Below are 18,735 nucleotides of genomic sequence, written 5' to 3' on the forward strand. Positions count from 1 at the left end.
TTGCTTGAGCAGACCCAAGACGAAGGCCGATCTGGTCATCCAGTTCATCTATTACAAATGGAATCTGATGCAGGAGTTGAAGCAGATCCCGCTGAAGTCCAGGCTCATCTTTTGTCCGTTGCTCATGAGCACAGGCGCACCGTTGTCGTTGTAAGTCAGCTCGGAGATCTTTGCGTGTCTGTAGAGAAGTTCTCCGCCAACCGAAACCCACGGTCTGACGAAGTATTCCACGCCGCCGCTTGCCTGCAAGCCAATGCCGTCCCCATCGGCCGTTCGCAAGTAGGGGCTGGGGAAATAGACGGGGATTGTCTCGGCAGACTCTGTCTTGAGTCTACCCAGCCAGAGATAGGATATGCCTGCGCCCACCGTGTAGACGAGTTTCGGATTCTTGGCGTTGCTCACTACGTAGAGCACGCGACCGGTAACAGGGACAGTGCTTGCATGTATCTCCAGTTCCCTGAATGTCTCGCCCACTATCTCGAGACCCACTTTGGTGGACTCGTAGAGATACTCAATCGTGGCTGAGAGGGCAATATTCGGCAGCGCTCTTATGCGGAGCTCCCCTCCGCCGGAAGGACCGCTTCCAAAGTCGTTGAGCTCGTCGAAGTTCCGGGGCGCCAGCACGTCGTTTACCTCGTTTACGGCCACGTTCATGTCGCTCATCGTGTAGGTGCTAAAGCCTCCCCTGATGCCGATGGAGATTGGAGGAATAACAGACTCGGCTACTGCCAAAGCCTGGCAAGAGAGAAGCATCGAGAAGAGCAAAGATGCAGCTACAACGTACTTCATGATTTCCTCCTGTATCCTCTCAAAACACCCCGCAGGAGTTGACACACACGACTCTCAGAGGGCCACACTCTTCAAAGAGCTAAAATTTATACCAAACCGGCCGCCGTTGCAACGAATTTGTTTGAATCTGAATGTGCTACCCGACGAGCGCGACCGGCGCGCCGGAACTGGGGCGTTGAATCCACGCATTCTTTGTGTTAGATTCCGCATGAGTTTCTTGCAATCAGCTTGCGAGTAGGAGACATTGCTCATGAGGTTGAACCACTCTCTTCTTGTGGCGATTCTCGCCTCGACGGTTGCTGGTCTCTGCTTGGTTGCCCTTCCGCCTCCGCTCCTTGCGTCGGACTTCGGGTTCGATTCTCAAAGAGCAAGAGAGTCACCCCACTTTTACGCAGATGCGACCTTTTTTCCGTCTCTGGAGAAGGAAGGGACGCTGGAGATTCATTACGACATCTCGTACAGCCAGCTCAAGTTCCTGAAGAGGACGGACGGATTCCTCGCCCGCTTCGAGGTTCAAGCGGTGCTGTACGATACCAAGGGCAAACAGGTGGGAGGCGACTCGTGGCGAAGGAACGTGGCGTGCTCCTCATACAAGGAGACGATTTCTCCGGAGGGCTCCTACCAGGAAACGTTCAGGCTCGAGGTGGCCGCGGGCAGATACAACCTCTTGGTGAGAACGGAGAATCTCGACGCCGAGGAAAGATCTTCGGTCTTGCTCAAACTCGATCTTGAACCCTTCAAGTTTCTTCCTGCGATAAGCGATCTCCTCATCGGCAGGTGCCGCGCTGACTCAGCAGATTCAGGCCAGCTGCGTTCGAGGCTCGTTCCTTTTCCCAGGGCCAGGTTTGGCGAGAGGTTTCCCACTGTCTGCGTCTACGGGAATCTCTACGATACTCCCGCGGAAGGGGACACCGGGGTCGCTCGGATCGCGTGGAGGGTCTTGGATGAGGAGGGTACCGTCAAATTGCAGGACACCCTCAACGTCACAAGAAAGGGCAGGATCTCGCCCTTTCTTGTGACGTATTCGGTAGACAACCTCACCATGGGAAGGCACACGCTTGAGCTCTTTCTCGGCCGCATGAAAGGAACGCCCAGCGCACGTAGAACGTTTGAAGTGGATGAGAGCAAGTTCGATCTTGACAAGAAGATCGATGACACTCTCGCCCTTCTCAGCTACATCGCGCCTCGCTCGGAGACAGAGGCTATCAAACAAGCCGCCGGCGCAGAAAGGAAGCGTCTGTGGATCGAGTTCTGGAAGAAGAAGGACCCGTACCCTGAGACACCGGAAAACGAGTTCCTCATGGAGTTCTTCGACAGAGTTGGATATGCGAATGAAAATTTTTCCTCCATACAACGAGGTTGGAAGACTGACCGGGGAAGAATCTACATAAGAAGGGGGGCGCCGGACCAGATCGACAGCAGGCCCTTCAATGCCGCGGGGCCTGCCTACGAGGTGTGGTACTACTACCAGCAGAACCTGGCGTTTGTATTTGTCGACAGGATGGGATTGGGCGACTACGAACTTGTGGGGCCAAATCGCGAATGAACGCAGGGAAGCTTCTAGTCTGCGTCAGCCTGGCGGATGTAAGACGCCGAAGTTCACACAGTTCTGAGCTTCTGACGCAGGCCGTCCTCGGGGTCGAGCTGGAGGTGATACGCACGACTCGGGACCGCACTTGGCACTTGGTCAGGTTACCGGACGGCTACGGTGGCTGGGTCAGGAGTTGGTCGGTCGTCCCGGTATCGGATTCGGAGCTACTCAAGTGGAAGGTCGGAGCCCGCTTCCATGTAAGCGCCAGAAGCCTTGCGCTCAGGCAGGAACCTTCGCGTCGCTCGATGGTGCTTTGCGAGCTCGCGTTGGGAACCCGTGTTCCGCGAGTGGCCAGTCGTGGGAGGTGGGTCAAAACCACTCTCCCGGACGCTACGCAAGGGTGGCTCGAACGCTCGGGACTTGAGCCGGTCCGTTCTCCTTCGCAGACCCCTTCGTCCGTCGTCAAGACTGCTCTTCGCTTCATGGGCGCTCCCTACCTATGGGGTGGGACGACTCCGTGGGGTTGCGATTGCTCGGGCCTTGTTCAGAGTGTCTACTCGTTCAACGGGGTAGCACTACCCCGTGATGCCATAGATCAGCTTCGGGCCACGCGAGACTGCGCCGTGGATGTCGGGGCTGGACGATTTCGTGCAGGTGACGTGCTCTTTTTCGGAAGTAGCCTCGGTGACATTTCACACGTGGCCATCTCGACCGGGGGCTTCTCCTTCGTTCACTCCCGTGGTTGCGTCCGCCAGGGTAGTCTTGAGAAAGGCGAACTGGGTTATTCACATGAGCTTTCAAGGCTTCTGCGTGCCGTGGCCAGACCCCTCGAGGCGGCCAAAAAAGATGTTGACAAAAAAAAGGGGTTACAATAGAGTGTGCCGCCGAGTGCTATAACGCTCTGTTCTGCTTTCCGTTATTCGGGAAGTAGAGCTTTTCTATCGCGACGGCACTCAACAGTTAGACGGATTGAGATGACCGAGCATGAAAGGGGGTGTGGAACAAGAATCTCTAACCTCTTCTCTATGTGGATAGTCCGGGGTGGTGCCAGAGGGGAGGGCGCAGAGTCCAAAGTCATTTAAGAAAGAGAGTGGAAAAAGGAGGCTTTCTCAATGCATACCAGAAGAATCTTACTGTTTACGGTGTTGCTTCTGATGACTCCCGTTCTTGCAACGGCTTCTACTGCAAGACTGGAAGGTCTCGGGGTAATTCCGGACTTTGTCGAAGACTACGCCAACATGTTTGCTTATCCTGTTTCGATAGCCAGATACCCAGGCGTAGTGATTGGTGAGCTGGGTGTGTACGGCTCCTATGATCGCGGTTTTGGTGCGACCATGGGGCTCGGGCAGGACTACAAGTACGGTGTGTTTGGCATCATGCTCAGGGAAAACAGCGGCTTTGCTCCCGTTCCTGGGTGGACGGGATCATACGGCAGCCAGTTTGACCTTCTCTGGGGCATGAACTTCGGCAGGGCTGCTTTCGGCGTCCGCGTTGACAATAGCTCCAGCGAGTTCGGATACAAGGTGGGCGACGACTATAGCTACACGATCAGTCCTCTCTATTTCCTCTATATGTATATGGAGGATATTGTCCCGAGCGATGAGAACAACACGGGAATCACACTCAGCGCAGGGTTTGACGTTCGCGAGACCGACAAGGTCGAAGCCGCGTTTGAGTACAGGACGCTCAATTTCGAGATAGATGCGAGGAGCGGTGCCTCCCACGAGAAGATCCAGGACGCCGGGAACGCCTCGTACGGCTTTAGGGGTCGTGGGTTCTTCAACGTCGCCGAGAACATAACTCTCGTTCCCATGGTCGGATACAGCAAGTATGATTGGGGTTGGGAGATTACGAGTACAGTTCCGGATGATGAGGATTCTGGCGACCAGGCGCTCACTACCATGACTGGCGGCCTGGGCGTGAAGGTGGACGTAGGCAGCATGTTCATGATCGGTGTGGGATTCTCCCAGACCAAGGCCACGACCGACTTCACATACGCGGAAGCCGCACCGGCTGCAAGCTATCCCGAGACGTTCGAGTTCACCAGCACCGCGGCCCCGTTCCTGTTCGGCTGTCTCGAGACACCGATAAGGGACTGGTTGACCGTCAGGTTCGGCGCACAGAAGAAGCTCGTCAACGAGAAAATGACGCTCGAATTCGTGGGACCCGGCTATGAAAAGTGGGATTTCACGACCAAGAACGGCGTGATTCCGTCCGAGTTTCGTACCTACGTCTATGAGGACGGCGGCGTGACAATGCCGTACTTCAACGAGCCGTTCACATTCTCGTTGGGCGTCGGATTCAAGTTCGGCAACCTTGACATCGATGCCACGATGAACGACTACTATCCGTTCACCGGCATGTACTGGTTGAGTGGCGTTGCGAGCACTCCGTTCTCGAGGATCAGCGCGACCTACCACTACTAGAAGATTCGCTGAGGCTCTTTGAGCCGCAGAGTGGGAAGGGGGAGCAGCGAAAACTGCTCCCCCTTTGTATTCCCTGTCCAGCAAGCCCTTCCAGGTAGACTCATGTACTACTTCTATTTTCTGCCGGTCGGTACCGAGATCAGGCTACGCAAGGTTCCTCTCGTGACGCTGGCTCTCTTGGGGGGTAACGTTGCCGTCTTTGTCGCCCTCCGCCTTCTTGGTACGGATAGCCGCTTCCTCCTGCGGCTCGCCTTTGTCCCGGCACGTTTTGAGATCCATGCGCTGTTCACTTCGTGTTTCGTCCACCTGGATTACCTACACATAATTCCGAACCTCTTGTACTTGTGGATATTCGGCTCCGTCCTGGAGGATCGCATGGGACGGCTCCACTACCTCGGGGCCTATCTGGTGTGCGGCGCGCTTTCCATGATGGCCCAGGCCGTCGCCGTAGCGAATCTCGTGCCCCAAAATTTGACATTCCCTATCATCGGTGCCTCGGGCGCCATCTCGGGACTTCTCGGCCTGTTCCTTGTGAGGTTCTACTACGCTCGCATAAAGGTGGCGTCGCTGACCCTTCTCTTCTTCCAGGGAGTCTACCGCGCCTCAATCTCCAGGCTCAACGCCGGAGGGGCAATGCTATTGTGGATTCTCATCCAGCTTGCCTACGGTCTGTCTTCCTCTTCGAATCCGGTTTCCACGACCGCTTACTGGTCGCATGTGTCGGGCTTTCTGTTCGGTCTTCTCCTGGGCATCACCGGCGGACTCGGGAAGGAGGCGAGCCTGGAGAGGAAGCTTCTCAAGGGCAGGAGGTACTTCGAGGAGGGCAAGTGGTTTGCCGCAATGGGCGAGTTGATAGAGTTCCTGCAAACGAGGCCCCTTGATGCCGAAGCGAGGGCACTTCTCGCGAGGACGTTCTTGCTGACTGGGCAGAGGACCAAGGCAGTGGCCGAATATTCAAAGGCCGTCGTCGGTGAACTCAGCGCCGGCGGCTTCAGAGTCGCGGCGGAACTCTACGAGGAAATGAAGAGGGTCTCCGACGAGGCGAAGCTTCCTTCGTCTTTTCAGTTGTTGATGGCCAGGCACCTCGAGGAGAGCAATCGTCTTGACCTGTCTGCGGAAGCCTACGCCACGTTTGGCGGCGCGAACCCGGGAATGGACAAGGCGCCGGCCTCGCTGCTGAAGGCGGCAGGAATCTACGCAACCAAACTCAATGACCTCGACAAAGCAGGTGAACTTTACCAGAGAGTGAGAGGTCTATATCCGCAGACCCGCTGGGCTCAGATTGCAAGGAAAAAACTGGCAGAGATAGGGAGAATCGCGGCCAGGAGAAGCGCCTTCCCACAGAACGGCTTCGTCTCATCTTGAAGTCTAGACCTGCCCGGCGTTTTTCGGTAGGCGGCCGGGCGCACGTCGCACGGGCGAAAATGCCCTCATGGAGCCGCGGAGGCTCTTACTCGGAGACTTGCGTCCCTGAAAGACATTCAGACTGCGCGATTTGCCTATTCCTCGTCGCAACATCAACCATCTGCACGTTGAATTCCAGGAATGGCTTCACCTGCACTCTCGGGATGCAAGGAGAAATCAGGTGTGAAGCAAGAGAGGCCTTACTCTCATGAAGCACGACGGTTTTTGATACCCACTCGGTCCCCGGCGCCACGTACCAAAGCATGATGGTCTTGTCCTTGCCGATGTCGATGATGTACTTCATGTTGTAGGCGCCGACCCCGTCGGTCTGAGTAGAGGCAACGACGACGCCCTCGATGGACAGCTTGACCATCACGTCCTTGAGCGGTTTCTGGTTCTGGTCCCTCACCGCGCCGCTTATTGAAGTCTCGCCTTGAACCGTACGGACCAACTCGGGCGGTCCTGGCTGCTTCTTGTCCTCTGGAGGCCTCGGCGGGCCAGCGGGCGGGATAGCAGATGCAGTCCACGTCATAGTAAGGGCAAGCGCGACTGCTACGAAGGTCACACACAGCTTTTTCATTAGAACTACCTCCTTCAAACAGGTAGCCTCGCAACGCCGAGTCGAACCTATCAATCCGCGGAGTCAATGTCAAGGATAATGGGTGTGCCTCGGGAGCGGCCGGAACAGAACGCCGCGAGATTGCCACGATTCTCGGTTCGCTCCTCCTCGTCCTTTTCACAAAAGAATTGATTAGGTTTGGGACTTTTGGTAAATTAGGACATGATCTTTTTGCGGGCCCTGAGGCTTGGGCAGTCCCCGAGGTCTCAAATGAGAAGGGATTCAACATGTTTTTCTTAAGGAAGCTCAGATTTCTTTCCAACGACATTGCCATCGATCTGGGCACTGCCAACACTCTTGTCTACTTGAAGGGAGAGGGCATCGTTCTCAACGAGCCGTCGGTCGTGGCGGTTGACAAGGGGACGGGTGAAGTGCTGGCAGTGGGAGCCAAGGCGAAGGAGATGCTCGGCCGGACGCCGGACAGGATCGTTGCCGTCAGACCTCTGAAGGATGGCGTGATCGCCGACTTTGAGAAAACCGAAGACCTCCTCAGAGAATTCATAAAGCAGGTGCTCAAGAACTGGCGTCTGATGAGACCCAGGATAATGATATGCGTGCCTTCCGGCATAACTGAAGTCGAGAGACGGGCAGTGGAGGACTCCGCGCTCAGAGCCGGAGCCAGGGAAGTATTCCTTGTGAAGGAACCCATTGCCGCGGCAATCGGCGTGGGGTTGCCGGTGGACAGACCAACCGGCAACATGATAATCGACATAGGAGGAGGCACTACCGAGATCGCCGTCATGGCCCTGGATGACATAGTGAGCCACGTTTCCATTCGCATAGCGGGCGACGAGATGGATGACGCAATAGTGCAACACGTCAAGAAAGCGCACAATCTTCTGATAGGAGAACAGACCGCCGAACAGGTCAAGATTCGCATCGGTTCCGCCTTCAGGCTCGAGAAAGAAGAGGAAATGGAAATCAAGGGTCGTGATCTCGTGGGCGGTATTCCGAAGACAGTCAAGATAACTTCGGTGGAAGTGCGCGAAGCTCTTCAAGAGCCAATCGGCCAGATTGTTGATGCGCTCAAGCTGTCTCTGGAAAAGACGCCGCCCGAGCTCGCTTCAGACATTGTCGACAGAGGAATAGTCATGACGGGTGGCAGCTCCCTGTTGAGAGGATTGGACGCGCTGTTGAGGGAGCACACCAACCTTCACATTGAGGTCTCCGACGAACCGTTGACTTGTGTGGTGCTGGGCACGGGCAAAATACTGGACAATCCTAAGAAGTACCGTAACGTGATAATGAAGGGCGAGAGTCATTGATCGTGCCATGCACAAGATTGAAGATTTCCTCGCCGCCTCCCTCCGTGACAGGTCCTTGCAGGCCCTACTGATCTGCATCGTAATCTCCGTTGTCTTGATGACGAAGTACCAGGGCGATCCCTGGCTTTCTACTCCCAGAGCAAACATCGACAGGACAGTCGGGCAGCTCACAGGCCAGGTAGGCTGGTTTGCACGGTCGATCTGGCTCGCCGAGGAGTATCGGGTTCTGTATTCCCAGATCGCAGATCGCACTTTTGAGCTCGAAAGACTTGAGGGACTGAAACGAGAAAACGAACGACTTCGCGCGGAACTCGGCTTCAGTCCCAGAAGCGAATGGGAGTTTCTGCACGCCGAAGTGGTCGGGAAGGAAACCGACAAACTGGGTGCGGTGATTCTTGTCAACCAAGGTTCTCTGGCGGGAGTCGGGAAAGGGTGGATCGCTTACTCTCCGCAGGGCCTCGTGGGCAAAGTGGAAGGCGTGGGGGAAGAGTTTTCGAGAGTTCAGCTCATTACGAATTACAACTCCCCCGTGAGCGTGAGAATCGACAGAAATGAAGTGGAAGCAGTCGTCGAGTGGAATCCCTCTTTGCCGAATCGACTTGTCATGCGGTTTGTTCAACCCGAGACCGACGTCAAGATCGGCGACGTCGTGATTTCTTCGGGGTTGGGTGGCGTGTACCCGGCAGGTCTGAGAATCGGGAGAGTCTCCAAAGTGACGCTGGAAAAGGGACGCTGGGAGCTCTACGTAGAGGTGAAACCGTTCGCTGATTTCTCTCGCCTGGTGGAAGTTCTTCTCATAGCACCGGAAAGAATAAAGGTCAAGATGCGCGAGAGCGGGCTTTTCAATCCGACAATTGATTGAAACATGTGAAATCGAATTGCGAATCCAACGATCGACGAGACGCAGGGAGCGCATTGATTGAAAAAGGACAACTTCTCAGATATCGCCTACGAGATCGTATATCTGGTGGTTGCATTTCTTCTGCAGGGTTCGATCGTCGGCTTCGCGGCGATCGGACCGGTGCGGCCCGATCTCCTTCTGGGTTCCGTCACATACATCGCGCTCCGCAAAGGACCGTTTCATGCAACCGTCGCAGGTTTCCTGGTGGGTCTCTTTCAGGATCTCAGCTTCGGCGGCGGGCTCGGTTTGAATTCCTTCTGCAAATCAGTGATCGGTTTTGCGGCGGGTCGCGTCTCCTCGGGTTTGTACAAGGAAAGATATTGGACTCAGGTCGTCGTAATCACCTGCTCCGTTGTGGTTCACGATCTCATCTACTTTGCCATACTTCATCCCGGCAACATAAGAGAACTGGCTTTCAGCATCCTGAGAGTCTCGATCGGGTCGGCCGTCTACACCGCCTTGGTGTGTTCCGGCTATGACTACCTGATGCAGCGGATTTTTTCCCGCAAAGAGACGGTCGTACGTGAGACACCAGTCGTTCCTCCCGAGCAGCAAGCATTCTAGGGCGCGAGTACTCCAGACGATAGCGATCGTTTTGCTCGCCGTCATTGTCGGCAGGCTGTTTTATTTTCAGGTCTGGCACGGCAAGGCCTACGCTGAACAAGCAAGAAACAACAGAGTCAGACTCGAGATGTTGCCTCGCATACGCGGGAGAGTCCTTGACAGGAACGGGAAGGTCGTTGTCGAGAACACGATGTCGTATTGTCTGCTCTTCGATCCCTTCGAGAAGGAATTCGTGTCCAAGAAGATCCAGGTGGACGAAGTGCTCAGGAGCATCTCCAACCTCCTTGCGACGGACGGCGTAGACGAATGGAACGCCTTGGTGCAGAAGGGTAAGGAGACTCCGTTCAGACCAGTGACACTTCTTCACAATCTCGACATTGCACAGATCTCGATCCTGGAAGAACACCGCGAGGAGCTTCCTGGCACCAGGATTGAAGCGCGGCCCAGGCGCTCTTATGAATACGGGGAGCTTGCATGTCATCTCGTCGGTTACATGTCTGAGGTGACGAAAGAGGAGATCAGGACCTGCGTCGAGGACGTCTACCAGCCCGGAGACATGGTGGGAAGGGTGGGCGTGGAAGGCAGGGAAGAAGAGGATTTGAGGGGCAGGAACGGAAAGGAATACGTTGAGGTTGATGCACGCGGCCGACGTGTGGAGCCCACTCCTGACAGGCCACCACTCCCGCCGCAAGAGCTTCCTTCGGCAGGAATGGACCTCGTCCTCACGCTTGACGTGGAACTTCAGAAGGTCGCAGAGGAAGCACTGGGTGAGGGCAGAACCGGTGCGATTGTCGTGATCGACCCCAGAGATGGGGCCATCCTGGCGATGGTGAGCAAACCCGGGTTCGATCCCAACGTCTTCTCGGTCGGCCTTTCCTCTCAGGACTGGGAGAAGCTGAACTCGGACCCCGAGCACCCATTACTCAACAGAGTGACGCAGGCTCTCTATCCACCCGGTTCAACGATGAAACTCCTGACCGCAGCCGCGGCTCTGGAGGAGGGTGTCGCAGTGCGTGACACCCAATTGGAGCCCTGCACAGGTTCCTACAGGTTCGGCAGAAGGAGCTTCGGATGCTGGAGACAGGGAGGTCACGGAAAACTAACTTTCTTTGAAGCCATCGAAGCGTCGTGCGACGTCTATTTTTACCAGCTCGGCCTCCGCTTGGGCATAGACAAGCTCGCGCGTTATGCAAACAGATTCGGTCTCAACCAGCGTACGGGAATCAAGCTCGCAGGCGAAAAATCGGGCTTTTACCCAAATACCCAGTGGTACGACCAGAGATACGGGAAGAGAAAATGGGGGAAGGGGGTCCTTCTCAATCTTTCCATCGGACAGGGTGAGATTCTTGTGACTCCGATTGGGCTTGCCAGTTTATGTGCGGCCGTCGCCAACGGTGGCTACCTCTATGAACCTTACGTCGTTGCCGCCAGGCGTCCCTACGGGAGTGGGAATGTCTCCTCGACCAGGCCCCTTCGCAAGAAGCCCAGATCGCTCGCCGGACTGTCCAAGAACACGACGGCAATTCTCAAGGAGGCGATGGAGGCGGTAGTGTCCGGGCCCACCGGGACTGGCAGAATGGCCGCGGTGCAAGGCGTTCGTGTTGCAGGCAAGACGGGTACCGCACAGAACCCACACGGCGGGGACCACGCCCTCTTCGTAGGATTCGCTCCGGTCGACAACCCGGAAATAGCGTTTGCAATTGTTGTGGAGAATGCCGGTCACGGCGGCTCGGTCGCCGCTCCAATTGCGAGAGAGATTGTCAGATTCTATTTCTATGGCCCCGACACGTTGAAGGCAGCTTCTCCGAGTGTGGAGGACACCCTTGCGACTGAGTGAGATCGGAAAGAAGGTTGACCTCACATTAATATCGTGTGCTCTGCTTCTTTCGGTCATCGGAGTCGGCCTCATTTACAGTACGGGACAGGGTCCTCTGTCTGCAGCCAGAACCAGCTTGTACCTAAAACAGCTCGCGTGGCTTGGAGTCGGAATTTTCCTTCTTTCCTCTGCCGCCGCTCTGCCTCTGAGGTTCTACGACGCGCTTGCTAAATTCGTCTACGTAATCTCGATTCTACTGCTTGTCGGCGTTCTTGCGGTCGGAGAAGTGAGGTTCGGAGCCAGAAGATGGTTTCAGATCGGGAGCTTTCTTTTCCAGCCCTCGGAGTTTACAAAGATTGCCCTCATACTGCTCATGGCGCGAATCCTTTCCAACAGGAGAACCGATTGGACAAGATTCGGAAGCCTCACTCTGCCCGTAGTGCTCACACTGATTCCGATGGCGCTCATAATCAAGCAACCGGACCTTGGGACGGCCGTTTCCTGCATCGCGATTCTCTTCGGAATGCTCTATTGGGCCGGCGTACCCGCCATCAATCTGGCGGTGCTGCTTCTCCCTCTTGCAAGCATGTTGTGTTCTTTCTGGTGGTGGATTTGGCTGATCTTCTTTGGAGTGCAGTGGCTCGTTCTTCACTATTCAACGCTTTCCTTTGTTCATTCGGTTTTCGTCATGATCGGCACAAGCGTTGTTGGAGGGGGCGCGCACGAGGTTTGGAACAAGCTGGAATACTATCAGAAGGAGAGAATAGTCTCCTTCCTGAGCACCGGCGCCAACCAGCTTGGCACCGGCTATCAGGCGGTCCAATCGAAGATCGCCATCGGATCGGGCGCCGTGCTTGGGAAGGGTTTCCTCAAGGGGACTCAGAAGTCACTTGCTTTTCTTCCTCAACAGCATACAGACTTCATCTTCGCCGTGCTCGGCGAAGAATTCGGTTTTGTTGGTTGTTGTGCGGTAGTGTTTCTGTATGCCGTCATAGTCTGGAAGGGCATCTCCATCGCCGTGCGCACAAGGAGCAGGTTCGCAAGCCTCATGTGCGTGGGGATAGTGAGTCTCTTGCTCTATCATGGCACGGTGAATATACTGATGACCCTGGGTCTCGCGCCGGTGACCGGAGTTCCCCTTCCGTTCTTGAGTTACGGGGGCTCCGCCCTGATTACGAGTCTCACCGTGGTGGGGGTCATGGCTGGAATCGCTGGAAAGGTCTACGAATACTGAGGGACGGCATGCCGGAAAGGCAAGCGCCGATGGCGGTGCCGATCGAGAGAATGGCGGGGAAAACCAATGCATCCTGAGATTCTGCACGTGGGGATACTGCATCTGAAGTCGTACGGTCTCGCCCTTACTCTGGCTTTTCTTGTCGGAACGCACATCGCGATGAGGCGTGCGAGAAGAGTGCAAGTGCCCGAAGACTTGGTAGTGTGGCTTGCCCTGATAGTTCTGTTTCTTGCTGTGGCGGGTTCACGGACCCAGTACGTGGTGACGCACATGAGTGAGTTTCGGGGGGACGTTGCCGGCGTCTTCATGATTTGGGCGGGTGGGCTCTCGATGTACGGCGGATTGATAGCGGCCGTTATTGGCGGCCTCGTGTTCATCAGGTGGCAGGGCTATTCAACGTGGAAGGTCGCCGATGTGGTCGCTCCTTCCATCGCGTTGGGCGAAGCCATCACAAGGATAGGTTGCTTCATGAACGGCTGCTGCTTTGGGACGCCGACGTGCCTGCCTTGGGGGATCGTTTTTCCCGACGATTCGTTCTCGGCGACCGTTTCTTGGGGCACGAGAATTCATCCATCGCAGCTTTACTTGTCTTGCCTTGCCCTCGTTATCTTTTTCTTTCTCCTCTGGTACGAGAGGAGAAAGAAATTCCAGGGGCAGCTTTTCTGGACGTGCCTCCTCGCTTTGGCGGTGGCCAGAGTCCTGATCGACTTCACGAGATACTACGACGAGGGCGATTACATAGGCCGGTTGGGAAACCTGCGATTCAACAACAATCAACTTATCGCCGCCGGCTTCATCACCGCCTCAATTGTGATGATGCGGATTCTCCGCCGTAGGGCAAGATAGCCGGCTTCCTTTCGTTCGGCACGTGGCTGGCCGACTTGTTCATGGGGGGTGTTGGGATGATGGGAGAGAGAATGTTGGCCACCGCAAGGTCAATCGGGGCGGCGTTTGTCGAGTGTTTCCTACCGCAGTTTTGTGTACTCTGCGAGACGAGAATCTTCTCAGGTGTAAAGCTCTGTTCGCGCTGTGGAGGCTCGCTCGGGGCCGACCCCGTCTTTTTCTGCCCGCTCTGCCGTTTCGAAGGGAGAAGAGGAGGGGGCGCAGAGAACGAATCTTGCGCCTGCCGGGAAGAGTCACACAGTTTCATAACTGGACGGGCCGCCGTCAGAGCGAGAGCAGAGATACTCGATCTCGTCCACAAATTCAAGTACTCCGGGGAAAGAGAGCTTTCATCGGTCCTGGCCCGGCTCATCTTGGATTCGGGCATCGTCGACGAAGATTTCAGGAATTTTCAGCTCATGTGCCCCGTTCCTCTCTTTCGAGCGAGACTGAGAGAGAGGGGGTTCAATCAGAGCGCGGAAATCGCCAGACAGTTGGAGGCTCACTCGGGGGTTCCCCTGATCACGGATCTTGTGTCGAAACTACGGCCCACAGCCGAGCAGGCCAAACTGACCGGGGACTCAAGAAGACGTAATCTGTTGCACAGTTTTGTCGTGGCCAAAGAGAGCGTGGCGTGCGGCAAGAGCGTCATACTCGTAGACGATGTCGTTACTACCGGCTCGACAGTGGCGGCCTGCGCAGAGGCTCTGAGAGCGTCGGGTGTTCGTAGGGTCCTCGTGGTGGCAATCGCTGCCTAGGAAGCTCTGTGATCGCAGTAGCTGTTTGAGAGCATGCCACTGGTGGTAGGGGAGTGGGGCCGCGAGTTCCCGTCGCGGCCGGGCCGGCACCGGCTGATAGTCACGCAACAGTTTACCTGTGAACGCGTTACACGTTTCCGCTTGAGCAGGGCGAAACAACCTGCTATCATGGGCGAAAGCTTCCAGAAAACCGGGCAGTCTGTGGTTTCTCTAGGTTTCGCTGGTCGGGTCGGGACTTTGCCGTAAGCCTTTCTCGGTTCAGACTCCCCTTTTTTTTTCGCACGTCCTGTTAGAACAGATGAAAAACTATTCAACGACCCTCGAAGAGCTGATTCTGCCTCTGGTTCGCAAGCCGGGCAGGTACGTAGGTGAGTTCGTCACCGGCTGTAGGGACATGCCTGCTGGCAAGGAGCTCAAGGTGGCGCTGGTGTTTCCGGACACCTGTGAGGTGGGCGTTGCAAACTTGGGGCTGAGGATTCTGGGAGCCGCGCTCAAGGAGGTAGGGGGCGTCTTGCTCGATTATTGTTTTGCGCCCTGGCCGGACTTTGAAGCTCAACTCAGAGGAAGATGTATCCCTCTCTTATCTCTATGTCACTCGCTTCCGATGAAAGATTTCGACGTGGTCGGGTTCTCGCTTCAATACGAGCTTCAGTGTGCCAACGTTCTCAACATGCTTGACCTGGCCGGGATCCCGTTGCTTGCTTCCGAGAGAGACGAGTCTCACCCTCTCGTTGTGGCAGGCGGAAGCTGCGCCTTGAATCCGGAACCCCTCTCTGACTTCATCGACTGCTTCTCAATTGGTGATGGGGAAGAGACGATAGGCCAGATTTGTTCGATCGTCAAAGCTCACAAGAAGAGAAGAGACAGCAGGGCGGAAGTCCTCGAAGAGCTCTCGAAGTGCCGCGGCCTTTACGTGCCTTCCTTGTTTTCAATCAGGAGCGCCGAGGACGGAATGAGCACAAGATGCACTTCCGGGCGGAGCGTGGTGAGAAGCGCCGTCACGAAGAGCATCGAACGTCACGAGCCGATAATTTTCACGCCCCGCGTGCAGGTGACGCACGACAGGCTCAACGTGGAGGTCATGAGGGGATGCACGCACGGATGCAGGTTCTGCATGGCGGGCTACACGTACAGGCCTGTTCGCGAGAAGAACGTGAATTCGGTCCTCGGTGAGGCCATCAAGGGTTTTGCGAACGCTGGCCTCGAAGAGATTTCCCTCGTTTCACTTTCGACTCCAGACTATTCCGGATTGCCGGAGTTGTTGCCTTTGCTGGACGATGCCTTTGCCGAGAGAGGAGTTGACGTCACGTTACCCTCAATGAGACCCGACACCCTGACGTTCGAATTGGCAAAGGATCTTGACAGGTTCAAGAAATCGGGGATGACTCTTGCGCCGGAGGCAGGCACGAGGAGACTCAGGGACGTCATAAACAAGGGGATGGACGACGAAGAAATAGTGACGGCCATCACCGTCGCTTCAGAATTCGGATGGAATCTGATCAAGCTCTATTTCATGATAGGTCTGCCTACCGAGACCGAGGAAGACATCCGGGCGATTCCTCGTCTGATTGAGAAGGCCCTGGGAGCGGCCAGAAAAGTGAATCCACGAGCGAGCTTCAACGTCAGCATTTCGCCCTTCATACCCAAGGCGCACACTCCCTTTCAGTGGGAAAGGCAAGATTCGCTCGAAGAGATGGCCTCCAAAACCAGAGCAATCGTTGACCCGTTGAGGCGGCTTCCAATAAAGGTCAGATGGCGGGATCCCGGTGTTTCATTTCTCGAGGGCATCATCGCGCGCGGAGACAGGAGGATCGGGGAGGCGATTCTTCTGGCCTGGAAGAAGGGGGCAAGGCTCGACGCCTGGTCCGATTTCTTCAGGTTCAATCTGTGGCAAGAAGCTCTCGACGAAAGCGGGCTGAGCACGGAATCCTACACCGGGGCGAGGTCGACTGACCGGCCCCTTCCCTGGGATCACGTGGAAGTTGTTAGCAGGGAATTCTTGCTCAGGGAGAGAACCGCGGCCTACGAAGGTCGACTGACCGAGGACTGCAGGAGAGGCGCCTGCCATTCGTGTGGCGTGCTGGAAGGCACAGGCTTGACTCCGGAGGCGACGTGCTTCGTTTCCACGAAGGAAAACAAAGCGGAAAGGAAGGCGGGCACTCCCGTGCCGCATTCCGTGGAGTTGAGCGCGGGAGCGGAAGCCCTCACCGGAGGAAAATATAGACTGCAATACGAAAAGACGGGGAAGGCCAGATTCCTCTCGCATCTCGACCTCGTGAGGATCTTCACGCGCGCACTCAGAGCTTCGAAACTGCCCGTCGCTTATTCATCAGGCTACAGAGCCAGACCGCGTGTTTCGTTCGGGCCGCCCCTGCCGCTCGGTTTTGTGAGCAGGAGCGAGTATTTCGACCTGGAGCTTGAAACGGCTCCGCAAGAAGACCCCGGAGCGGCGCTGAATCCTTTTCTCCCCGAAGGCATACGCTTTCTGGAATGGAAACGCCTCGCGCCGGGAGAGAGATCCCTTTCGTCCGTCTGCACTCTGGCAAGATACGACATAGGATTTCCGGAGCACTTCGTGGCCCCGACCGGCATGAGTCTGGAAGAGATAAGCAACCTCCTTTCTGGCGCGAAGGATTACCTCGCGAAGAAGGGCAAGGTGACTCTTGAGAGGGGAGCGGACTCCAAGCGCCGGGAAATAGAGCTTGCAGGAGCAGTGAAAGAGATAGAACTTTCTCACGGAAAGCGGCCCGTTCTACAAATGCTGCTTTCAATTCAGGGTACAGATGTGGTAAGACCGGATGAGGTTGTTGGCATACTTCTCGAAGACTTGGGGGACGACAAGATCGAGAAGAGGTACCTCTCCATAGAGAGGACCGGACTTTACGTGAGTTCCTCCAAAGGTATTCAAACCCCGATGTGAGTCGGGCGTCGACGTTAGGGAACTTCAGTGCGAGGTGAAACTAGTCGTGATTAGAGAAATTCTCATAAACTGTGATCCACACGAAACAAGAATAGCCATTCTTGAAGACAAAGAACTTGTCGAGCTGCTCGTTGAGAGGGCCGACCGGCGAAGAAGGGTGGGTGACATACACAAGGCACGGGTCAACGCCGTGCTGCCGGGGATGCAGGCGGCCTTTGTCGACATAGGTCTCCCGAAAACCGCCTTCCTTCACGTGTCCGACCTCGTGGAGTCCCTCGTGGACTTCGACGATCTCGAGGGCGACTCTCGTGACGACGACGAGGAAAAGCGGCGAGACGTCAGGCAGGCCGTTAAGATCGAGGACCATCTGAAGAAAGGCCAGGAGATCCTGGTCCAGGTCACGAAGGAATCAATCGGCACGAAGGGGCCTCGCGTGAGCGGACAGATTTCGCTTCCGGGGAGATACCTCGTCTTGTTGCCGTGCGCAGACCACGCGGGCGTCTCGAGGAGAATAGAAGACAGGGGCGAGCGGTCGAGACTGAAAGGCATACTCTCGGACATAAAGCCCCCCGGTTCGGGGATAATCGTGAGGACGGCGGGCGAAGGTAAGACGAAGAAGCATTTCGTAGCCGACGTCAAGTTTCTGACCCAACTCTGGAAGAGAATCGAAATCAAGGCGAGCAAGGTCCGCGCGCCCGCACTTCTTCACAGAGACATGGAACTGGTGGCCGGTCTCATCAGAGACATTTTTACGGACGACGTGCACAAGCTTGTGATTGACTCAAAGAGGGAGCACGCGCAGATCCTGTCGTACGTCAGATCGTTTGCTCCGGAGCTCAGGAACAGGGTGAAGCTCTACACGGGCAGGACCCCCATCTTCGACTGCTTCGGGATAGAGCCGGAAATAGAAAAGGCCATGGACAGAAAGATATGGCTTAAGAAGGGCGGCTACATCGCGATAGACCAGACCGAGGCGCTCGTGGCCATAGACGTGAACACCGGACGCTACATAGGTCGCAAGGATCAGGAGGAGACGGCCTTCAAGACCAACATGGAGGCCGCTCACGAGATCGCCAGGCAGCTCAGGCTGAGGGACATGGGTGGCATAATCGTGATCGATTTCATAGACATGGAGCACGAGAATCACAAGAAGGCCATCCTGGACGAGCTTCGATCCGGACTCAGGAAGGACAGGGCGAGGACCAAGGCGTTTCAAGTGAGCGATCTCGGCCTTGTTGAGATGACGAGGCAGCGTGAAAGACCCAGCCTCCTCCACTACTTCAGCGAAGAATGCCCATCGTGTGGCGGGGTTGGAAGAGTTCTCTCCCTCGAGTCCATGTCCATGAAGATAGAACGCATACTCAAGAGAGCGGCGGCGGAACTGGGCGAGAAAGAGATGCGGCTTAAGGTGTCGCCCCAGGTCGCGGTCTACCTTCTCGAGGAGAGAGGCGCGAGGCTTGAACAGCTTGAGAGAAGGCTCGGGCTCGAACTCGACATAGTGGACGACCCATCGCTCAGGAGAGAAGACTTCAGGCTGGTCCTGAGACGGGGAAACAAGGACGTCACGTCGCAGTTTGAGGGGTGAAGGGGCTGAGAGGTGCGCGCAGGGGGTGCGGTGGGGACACA

The 18,735-nt window shown here is 56.0% G+C and carries 14 protein-coding genes; 12 read left to right on the top strand and 2 right to left on the bottom strand.

Annotated elements, in window-relative coordinates; translation table 11 throughout:
* Positions 1-51 precede the first annotated feature (51 nt).
* Complete coding sequence (locus tag NTX17_03875; protein ID MCX5800504.1) at positions 52-789, bottom strand: hypothetical protein; 738 nt, start codon at positions 787-789, stop codon at positions 52-54.
* Positions 790-1,039: 250 nt separating this feature from the next.
* On the opposite strand from NTX17_03875, the gene NTX17_03880 reads away from it, so the two are divergent.
* From NTX17_03880 to NTX17_03890, 3 genes are all read left to right on the top strand, one after another.
* Positions 1,040-2,335 carry a GWxTD domain-containing protein gene (locus tag NTX17_03880; GenBank protein ID MCX5800505.1) on the top strand — a complete coding sequence of 432 codons (1,296 nt, stop codon included), beginning with the start codon at positions 1,040-1,042 and terminating at the stop codon, positions 2,333-2,335.
* 1,097 nt (positions 2,336-3,432) lie between these two features.
* Complete coding sequence (locus NTX17_03885; GenBank protein ID MCX5800506.1) at positions 3,433-4,746, top strand: hypothetical protein; 1,314 nt, start codon at positions 3,433-3,435, stop codon at positions 4,744-4,746.
* Positions 4,747-4,764: 18 nt separating this feature from the next.
* A complete protein-coding gene (locus NTX17_03890; GenBank protein ID MCX5800507.1) occupies positions 4,765-6,111 on the top strand; it encodes a rhomboid family intramembrane serine protease in 1,347 nt (448 codons plus the stop codon).
* Between the two features lie 85 nt (positions 6,112-6,196).
* On the opposite strand, the gene NTX17_03895 is transcribed toward NTX17_03890, so the two are convergent.
* Positions 6,197-6,730: a hypothetical protein gene (locus NTX17_03895; GenBank protein ID MCX5800508.1), complete on the bottom strand. Its 534-nt coding sequence runs from the start codon at positions 6,728-6,730 to the stop codon at positions 6,197-6,199.
* A gap of 266 nt (positions 6,731-6,996) precedes the next feature.
* Here NTX17_03895 and NTX17_03900 point away from each other — a divergent pair, with 266 nt between their 5' ends.
* The 9 genes from NTX17_03900 (at position 6,997) to NTX17_03940 (ending at position 18,694) form a co-directional block, all read left to right on the top strand.
* The gene (locus NTX17_03900) at positions 6,997-8,034 is read left to right on the top strand and encodes a rod shape-determining protein (protein ID MCX5800509.1); all 1,038 of its coding nucleotides are present in this window, start codon (positions 6,997-6,999) and stop codon (positions 8,032-8,034) included.
* Positions 8,035-8,041: 7 nt separating this feature from the next.
* Positions 8,042-8,896, top strand: coding sequence for a rod shape-determining protein MreC (gene mreC, locus NTX17_03905; GenBank protein MCX5800510.1), 855 nt, complete (start codon positions 8,042-8,044; stop codon positions 8,894-8,896).
* A gap of 57 nt (positions 8,897-8,953) precedes the next feature.
* Positions 8,954-9,499 (top strand): rod shape-determining protein MreD, encoded by a 546-nt coding sequence (mreD, locus tag NTX17_03910; GenBank protein ID MCX5800511.1) that lies wholly within the window; start codon positions 8,954-8,956, stop codon positions 9,497-9,499.
* Positions 9,459-11,336, top strand: a complete 1,878-nt coding sequence (gene mrdA, locus NTX17_03915) for a penicillin-binding protein 2 (GenBank protein ID MCX5800512.1) — start codon at positions 9,459-9,461, stop codon at positions 11,334-11,336. Before mreD ends, mrdA begins: the two co-directional genes overlap by 41 nt.
* A complete protein-coding gene (gene rodA, locus NTX17_03920; GenBank protein ID MCX5800513.1) occupies positions 11,323-12,549 on the top strand; it encodes a rod shape-determining protein RodA in 1,227 nt (408 codons plus the stop codon). The genes mrdA and rodA overlap by 14 nt, the downstream gene beginning before the upstream one ends.
* Before the next feature lie 66 nt (positions 12,550-12,615).
* Complete coding sequence (gene lgt, locus NTX17_03925) at positions 12,616-13,395, top strand: prolipoprotein diacylglyceryl transferase (protein MCX5800514.1); 780 nt, start codon at positions 12,616-12,618, stop codon at positions 13,393-13,395.
* A 56-nt stretch (positions 13,396-13,451) separates the two neighbouring features.
* The gene (locus tag NTX17_03930) at positions 13,452-14,189 is read left to right on the top strand and encodes a ComF family protein (protein MCX5800515.1); all 738 of its coding nucleotides are present in this window, start codon (positions 13,452-13,454) and stop codon (positions 14,187-14,189) included.
* Positions 14,190-14,487: 298 nt separating this feature from the next.
* The gene (locus NTX17_03935; GenBank protein MCX5800516.1) at positions 14,488-17,109 is read left to right on the top strand and encodes a TIGR03960 family B12-binding radical SAM protein; all 2,622 of its coding nucleotides are present in this window, start codon (positions 14,488-14,490) and stop codon (positions 17,107-17,109) included.
* Positions 17,110-17,155: 46 nt separating this feature from the next.
* A complete protein-coding gene (locus tag NTX17_03940) occupies positions 17,156-18,694 on the top strand; it encodes an Rne/Rng family ribonuclease (protein MCX5800517.1) in 1,539 nt (512 codons plus the stop codon).
* Positions 18,695-18,735: the final 41 nt, after the last annotated feature.

Source organism: Candidatus Eisenbacteria bacterium (assembly GCA_026388185.1).
Lineage (GTDB): Bacteria > Eisenbacteria > RBG-16-71-46 > JAFGJU01 > JAFGJU01 > JAPLKG01.

Coding starts and splice junctions, on each gene's coding strand:
- NTX17_03875 (MCX5800504.1), bottom strand. CDS start 789: ATGAAGTACGTTGTAGCTGCATCTTTGCTCTTCTCGATGCTTCTCTCT.
- NTX17_03880 (MCX5800505.1), top strand. CDS start 1,040: ATGAGGTTGAACCACTCTCTTCTTGTGGCGATTCTCGCCTCGACGGTT.
- NTX17_03885 (MCX5800506.1), top strand. CDS start 3,433: ATGCATACCAGAAGAATCTTACTGTTTACGGTGTTGCTTCTGATGACT.
- NTX17_03895 (MCX5800508.1), bottom strand. CDS start 6,730: ATGAAAAAGCTGTGTGTGACCTTCGTAGCAGTCGCGCTTGCCCTTACT.
- NTX17_03900 (MCX5800509.1), top strand. CDS start 6,997: ATGTTTTTCTTAAGGAAGCTCAGATTTCTTTCCAACGACATTGCCATC.
- mreC (MCX5800510.1), top strand. CDS start 8,042: ATGCACAAGATTGAAGATTTCCTCGCCGCCTCCCTCCGTGACAGGTCC.
- lgt (MCX5800514.1), top strand. CDS start 12,616: ATGCATCCTGAGATTCTGCACGTGGGGATACTGCATCTGAAGTCGTAC.
- NTX17_03930 (MCX5800515.1), top strand. CDS start 13,452: ATGATGGGAGAGAGAATGTTGGCCACCGCAAGGTCAATCGGGGCGGCG.
- NTX17_03935 (MCX5800516.1), top strand. CDS start 14,488: ATGAAAAACTATTCAACGACCCTCGAAGAGCTGATTCTGCCTCTGGTT.